This window comes from Microcoleus sp. Pol11C3 (assembly GCF_036701485.1).
GTDB lineage: Bacteria > Cyanobacteriota > Cyanobacteriia > Cyanobacteriales > Microcoleaceae > Microcoleus.
On record NZ_JAUBQW010000216.1, the window covers coordinates 1 to 6,308 of the forward strand.

Below are 6,308 nucleotides of genomic sequence, written 5' to 3' on the forward strand. Positions count from 1 at the left end.
ACTTTCGAGATCCACCCATGTATCAGCACCGCAAATCACTGCACAAATGGAAATCGTGATAATATCAATTAATTGATAATGTTTCGTCCGCTCAATTCTTGGGTCTTCTAAGTCGAAAAAATGGTCGACAATGGTGATTTTAGGTTTAAGTTTCATACAGCGCGAACTCTGATTAAATATTTTGTAAGTACTCAATAATTATTCTCCAATATACCAGATTCTGTTAATATTAAATTTAGATGCGTTCGCCCTGGTCGCAGACACTGTTGAAAAGGATGCAGCAACTTTAAAAAGCCAACATTGCAACATTTACCAACGAGTTTTAGTGTGCATCTCGACTTATCGGAATTTCTTGCAACTGCGGCAGCGAGGCGCGAGGATTGCTAGCTACATGAATGCCCCGTTTTATGCTGTGTTTGTCAAAGTTCCAGAGCGATTTTTAACCACAGCAGAAAGCTTGCACGTTGAAACTTGTGAGAAACTCTGTCAACAATTTAACAGGCAATTTTTGCGGTTAAACAGCACTAATATAGCCAAAGCGATTTCCGATGTAGCTCAACAGTATCGCGTTACTCAAGTTGTGGTGATTGGCGAAAGCCAGTAATCCCGCTGGAATTGGCTGCTGCGGGGTTCTTTGACTCAACATTTAGTGGGATCGCTCAAACACGTAGATTTGCACATCATCGCCACGGAAAAAAGTGGAGTTTCTAATTAGTAATTAGCCATCAGTCAATAGTCATTAGTCATTAGATCTCCAGTAAATCAACCATAATACTTGTAGAGGAGGGTTTCACCAAAAATCTTTAATTCTCACTAACAATCTATATTAATCTGCCCCACCACTTTTGGAGGATAGCAGGCTCTAGCTGATGGCGGATGCGCCAGAAGCTTTTACGTGCCAAAATCGCCCTTGTTCAACCTCATTAAAAGTGCGATCGCTATGGCGGATATTTACATTCTCAAGCTGCTAGTTATTGGCATCCTCCTGCTGACCGTCACCTTGGGTTCGGGATGGATTTCGCGATTGCCTGTATCTTATGCCTTAATTTATCTAATTGTGGGTATCGGATTGGGACCCTACGGCGTCAAGCTTATTGACTTGCGTCCCGAAGCTCAATTTTTAGAAAGACTTACAGAATTTGTAGTTATTGTTTCTCTGTTCAGTTGCGGCTTAAAAATGAATCGCCCGCTGCAACTTTGGGCCTGGAATTCCACAGCGCGACTGATCGGTTTTTTAATGCCCATTTCGATTTTTGCTGTTGCTGCGATCGGCCATTGGTTTGTGAAATTAGATTGGGCGGCTGCCATTTTATTGGGAGCAATTCTCGCTCCCACCGATCCAGTTTTAGCCTCAGAAGTTCAGTTAGCTAATCTAGACGATCATGATGAATTGCGCTTTGGTTTAACATCGGAAGGTGGTTTGAACGATGCTTTAGCTTTTCCCTTTGTTTATTTCGGCATTTATGCGCTAAAAGATAACAACTGGCCGAACTGGTTTTCGCAGTGGGTAGCAGTTGACTTGATTTGGGCGATCGCCGCAGGTATCGTTATGGGAATTTTAGTAGCGAAAGCCGTCACCTGGATTGATCGCCAACTCCAACGCTACCGACCGGCCGATCAATTAATGGAAGATTTCATTGCTCTCAGCACAATTCTGCTCACTTATTCCCTCACAGAAGTAGTCAACGGCTACGGATTTCTCGCAGTTTTTGTAGCAGGAATTGTTGTGCAGCGGAGTTACCGAAACCCAGAAAAGCCGCTTTCCCAACTGCACTTTACCGAGCGCATAGAAAAGTTAATGGAAGTAGCAACTATTTTACTATTAGGTTCGCTTTTGCGCTTAGAGCCTATGTTGGCATATGGAGGATACTCCCTCTTAGTAGCTGGATTGTTGATTTTTTTAATCCGACCTGTGGGAGCTTGGATTAGTACGATCGGCAGTCCTTTGCATCCCGCCAGCCGCTGGCTCTGGGGGTGGTTCGGCATTCGTGGTGTCGGTTCTATCTATTATCTTACCTATGCTTTGGGTAAAGGTTTGAAAGGCGAAACCGCCGAAAAAATTGCCTGGATTACCTTTACAACAATCATAATTTCTGTGATTCTGCACGGCATTACTTCCACCCCGTTAATGACCTGGTACGAGCGCCGAATCAAACCTAAAGTACCGGATTTAATTTAATTCATAGTCCTAGACGCATAAATACCTTTATAAACAGGGTTTTTCACTCCTATTAAAGATTAACCATGCAGTCTCTTCCTAAAAAAAACTGGTTTCTGCGTCCAGGACTAATTGAGTAAGGTGTGTGACTTTGAGTTCTTCAATTACCAGTGAGATGATTGAGAGTCACGCACCCTACTAAATCTTAATTCTCGATCGCCCCCAAAGCGCACAGCCTTGCTTTCTGTGCGTGAGTTATGCCGTCACTCTTAAGTTGACAGCAAAGGCATTGCCACGCATCCTACAGGCGTTAAGGGACCAGAGGAGACTCGAACTCGAAAGCGCCGATGTCAATAATTCCCCCGCTAACGCGATTAAAAGGAGAGATACCCCGCTGGTCGTAGAAGGGAGGACCGATAAAAGGTCCAGACGTTAAAACAAAAGCTGGGTCGCCACCATTAATAGCGGGACTACCCGGTTGCAGTGCCACAGTCTGAGTCGGGCCGCCGTTATTTGCCCGGGGGTTTAGTAGAGGGTCAATAGGTGCAGCAGCAGTGCCAACTCGATCGCCAACAGCAGTAAAACCAGTGCTGCCAGTACCGTTGCCAATTAAGTTGTAGCCACTGCTGGCGAAGCTGCCGTCAACGTCAGGGTTAATGGCGGCACTGTTGAGAGCGATGATAGTATTTTTGACATTCAGCGTGCCGCCATTCCATATAGCACCGCTACTTATAGGGTTCGGTAAGATGCCCGGGAATGTGTTAGCGGTGTTGGGGTTTGCTTTGTTGCCGGAGATAGTGCTGTTGGTCAGCGTTACCGTGCCAGCTTTGTTATAGAGGCCAGCACCCTGGCCACCTTTGGTGGTTACTTCGTTTCCAGAGAGAGTGCTGTTCGTCACCTCTACTGTGCCGTTATCGTTATAAATGCCACCACCATACAAACCTCTATCAAAAAAACTACCCACAGTGTTACCAGAAAGAGTGCTGTTCGTCACTTTGACTGTGCCACCCTCACCGTTATAAATGCCGCCACCACTGCCACCGCCGGCATTGTTGCCAGAAAGAGTGCTGTTTTCCACCTCCACAGTACCGCCTTGGTTAAAGATGGAAGCACCATTTACTGATGCCGGAAGTCCTAGGGTAAAACGCACTCCAAAGTTGCCAGAGAAAGTGCTGTTTGCTACTTTGACTGTGCCTGGGCCAGTGTTAGAGATGCCACCGCCTAAGGTAGCGATGTTGCCTGAGAAAGTGCCGTTCGTCACGTTTACTGTGCCGCTATTGTTTGAGATGGCAGCGCCTTTGCTTGCTGCCGAGGCACTGTTATTGGAGAAAATGCTGTTAGTCAAATTTACTGTGCCGCCCTCATTGTGGATGCCACCACCACTGGGGATAGGATTCAAAGTCAAGTCCAAGAAACTGCTCAAACGGTTGCTAGAGAAAGTGCTGTTGGTCGCATTTACTGTGCCGCCATTGTTGTAGAGGCCAGCACCGCTGCCACCTGTCACAGTGTTGTTAGAGAGAGTGCTGTTGGTCACATTTACTGTGCCACCGTCGTTATAGATGCCGCCGCCGTCGTCACTTATTAAACCATTGGCGATAGTTAATCCGTCAAAAGTCGCACTGACTCCACTGTTTACCTTGAAAATCCGGTAATCTCCGCCCGTATCCCGCCGCACTGTCAGGTTGCTAGAACCAGTGCTATTAGTAATAGTCACATCGCCGCTAATGTCAGGTAATACTCCTGTGAGATTGATTGTCTGCGGTCCGGCTGGCAGATTGAAAGTAATAGTATCATTCCCAGCAAAAGCGTTAGCATTCAGCAGTGCTTGTCGAAACGAACCTTCTGCCAGACTGTAGTCTGTCAGGCTGTCATTGCTATTGACAACTACGGTATCATTGGCTGCGATCGCGATAGTAGTATTGTTTTGGTTAGCATCAACTTGGTAATTCCCATCTGCTAGTTTCAGCTTCAGCGTCTCCTGTGCCTCAGCTTGGATATCATCGACAGCGGTGAGGCTCACATCTACAAAATTTTGTCCAGCCGGGATGGTGACGCTGAGAGTTGAACTGTTGACAGAAATGCCGCCACCGCTGAGGGTATAGTCGCTAGGTTTAGTTGGATTCTTGCTAGTACCGTCTATTGCTAGGTTGACTGTTAAGTTGCTGCGACCCTCACCAGTGCGACTGATGCGAAAAGTGGCGGGATTGTTGCCTGTTTCTGCTGCTAACTCATCTATAACAGCGATGCTGACCCTTGGCAAAAAGTCATCGTTAATAATAGTGAAGGTAGCAGTTTGCTGACTTCCTAAAGTTACCCTGCCTACAGGGTCAACCAATTTCAATTTAATCTCTTCGTTGGGTTCTACAAAGGTATCTCCCACAATAGGAATTGATACAGTTTTGGAGTCTTCGCCGCTGGCAAAGTTGATAGTAACTGGCAGATTGTTAATGTAGTCTTCGGTAACACTAGCTGTGGAAGAGGTATCTAGTTGCACTTGGACGCTGACTGCCCCCTCACTGCTGCCAGTGCGTTGAACTGTGGCGACAACTTGATTGGGACTGCCACTGTTGCCCTCGTTAGCACTGTAGCTAGAGGTGCTGAATTCTAAGATACTGGGGGTTGATGTTGAGGTAATTGGAGCGAGTGAGGTGGTGAAATTGGCGGCTGTGATACTGCTGCTGTTAATACCTTTTAAAATAGCGAGATATTCGCCTGTCACCTTATCTCGAACGATCGTATCTCTGGCAAAATCCCCTGTTCCTTGAGAGATATTCAAGTCTTGAAATTCCAAGCCTCCATCGAGTCCTATTAAGTCTGTACCCAGGCTAAAGTCGGCAATCAAGTCTGCATTGGCAAGACTAGAATTGCCTTTAAAAGAATTATTTTGTACTCGGCCGATCGCAAAAACGTCGTCACCATCGCCACCGCTTAAGGTATCGGCACCGCTATCTCCAAATAGAACATCATTGCCTTCATTTCCAGATAGCAAATCATTTTCTTTGCCACCGCGCATAAAATCGTTTCCCTGCCCTCCTTCGAGGGTATCATTACCGTTATCGCCAAACACCCAATCCTCGTTTTCGCCGCCTTGAATTAGGTCACTGTCTTTGCCGCCGTAGAGGGTATCATTGGCTTGGTTGCCCAAGATGTAGTCCTTACCTTGGTTGCCAAAGATTTGATCGTCTCCTTCTGCGCCAAACAAAGTATCATCGCCTTGTTTGCCGAAGAGCGAGTTACTTCCAGGAAAGCCAATTAAAACATCGTTGTTAGGGGTACCTTCAAGTGTAGCCATTCTTTTTGATAGATAGATGGTAAGTGATGGTTGTAGCTCTAGCGCGGATCTCGCGGGTTAGGGGAAGCGATCGCGATTTCCATCGCGCGCGTACTGCGATATTGCAAATTAGAATCTATGACGCTACCAACTTTATTAAGTTCCACAGTTGGGCTGGCTAAAGGAAGTGCGTAGGCTTTGCAATCTACTACTGTTTTGTTTAGCTATTAAACTGGTTTTATCCAGCCCGTGTAGCTGGTGCGATCGATCAACTTTACGTCATCCTATTGGTTGCCGATCAATAATAAACAAAGTTTATTGTCTCGCGCGATTGAAAAAAATCAGAGCGAGTTCGCGGCTGCAACGAAATTTCAAGCATTAGGGAGCCTTCTGCACCACGTTGACAGGGGTGACGGGTTTCACCCCAACTAATAAAGCGAGTTCCCGCCACTTCCAATAACAATCTGCATCAGTAAAACCAATTTCTCGAAACCAGCGCAATTGCGTTTTTACATCCAGCAATTTATTAGAGGGATCGTCTGGTGAATCGCTAATACCCAGCGCCACTCAAAACTTCTCATGCAAAGCCTCTGTTGGCGACGCTACGTGCTCCTAATTGCCAAAAATGCCTCCCGGTTCCAAAACCTCGAAAATCTCAGTGTAAAGCGAACGTTTGCGATCGTCTGCTACATGATCAATCGCAAAACTAGAAACAACCGCATCAAACTTGCCTAAATCCGGTAGCGATTCATCACAATTGTGTTCGATTAGCGTGACATTTTGGTCATCAGCAAAGCGAGTTATATCATGTCCGGTAGCATAACCATAATTAGGGCTTGCTGAATAATCGATCGCAAACTATGAATAGGAGCGACCGAT

General features: G+C 46.1%; 6 protein-coding genes. 2 read left to right on the top strand and 4 right to left on the bottom strand.

What is annotated here, in order from left to right:
* Positions 1-156: transposase family protein (locus QUA40_RS27090; protein ID WP_333131617.1), on the bottom strand; the 156-nt coding region annotated here is incomplete at its 3' end.
* A 169-nt stretch (positions 157-325) separates the two neighbouring features.
* Here QUA40_RS27090 and QUA40_RS27095 point away from each other — a divergent pair.
* Both QUA40_RS27095 and QUA40_RS27100 read left to right on the top strand, forming a co-directional pair.
* Positions 326-604, top strand: a complete 279-nt coding sequence (locus QUA40_RS27095; protein WP_333131611.1) for a hypothetical protein — start codon at positions 326-328, stop codon at positions 602-604.
* A gap of 291 nt (positions 605-895) precedes the next feature.
* Entirely contained in the window at positions 896-2,179 is a 1,284-nt protein-coding gene (locus QUA40_RS27100; protein ID WP_333131612.1) for a sodium:proton antiporter, read from the top strand.
* A gap of 289 nt (positions 2,180-2,468) precedes the next feature.
* On the opposite strand, the gene QUA40_RS27105 is transcribed toward QUA40_RS27100, so the two are convergent.
* The 3 genes from QUA40_RS27105 to QUA40_RS27115 form a co-directional block, all read right to left on the bottom strand.
* Complete coding sequence (locus QUA40_RS27105) at positions 2,469-5,450, bottom strand: choice-of-anchor Q domain-containing protein (protein WP_333131613.1); 2,982 nt, start codon at positions 5,448-5,450, stop codon at positions 2,469-2,471.
* Positions 5,451-5,807: 357 nt separating this feature from the next.
* Positions 5,808-5,996: a hypothetical protein gene (locus tag QUA40_RS27110; protein ID WP_333131615.1), complete on the bottom strand. Its 189-nt coding sequence runs from the start codon at positions 5,994-5,996 to the stop codon at positions 5,808-5,810.
* A gap of 45 nt (positions 5,997-6,041) precedes the next feature.
* Positions 6,042-6,281 carry a class I SAM-dependent methyltransferase gene (locus QUA40_RS27115; protein ID WP_333131619.1) on the bottom strand — a complete coding sequence of 80 codons (240 nt, stop codon included), beginning with the start codon at positions 6,279-6,281 and terminating at the stop codon, positions 6,042-6,044.
* Between the last annotated feature and the right edge of the window lie 27 nt (positions 6,282-6,308).

Bases quoted from the DNA above. Each gene is read 5' to 3' on its own strand.
- QUA40_RS27105 (WP_333131613.1), bottom strand. From the start codon at position 5,450: ATGGCTACACTTGAAGGTACCCCTAACAACGATGTTTTAATTGGCTTT.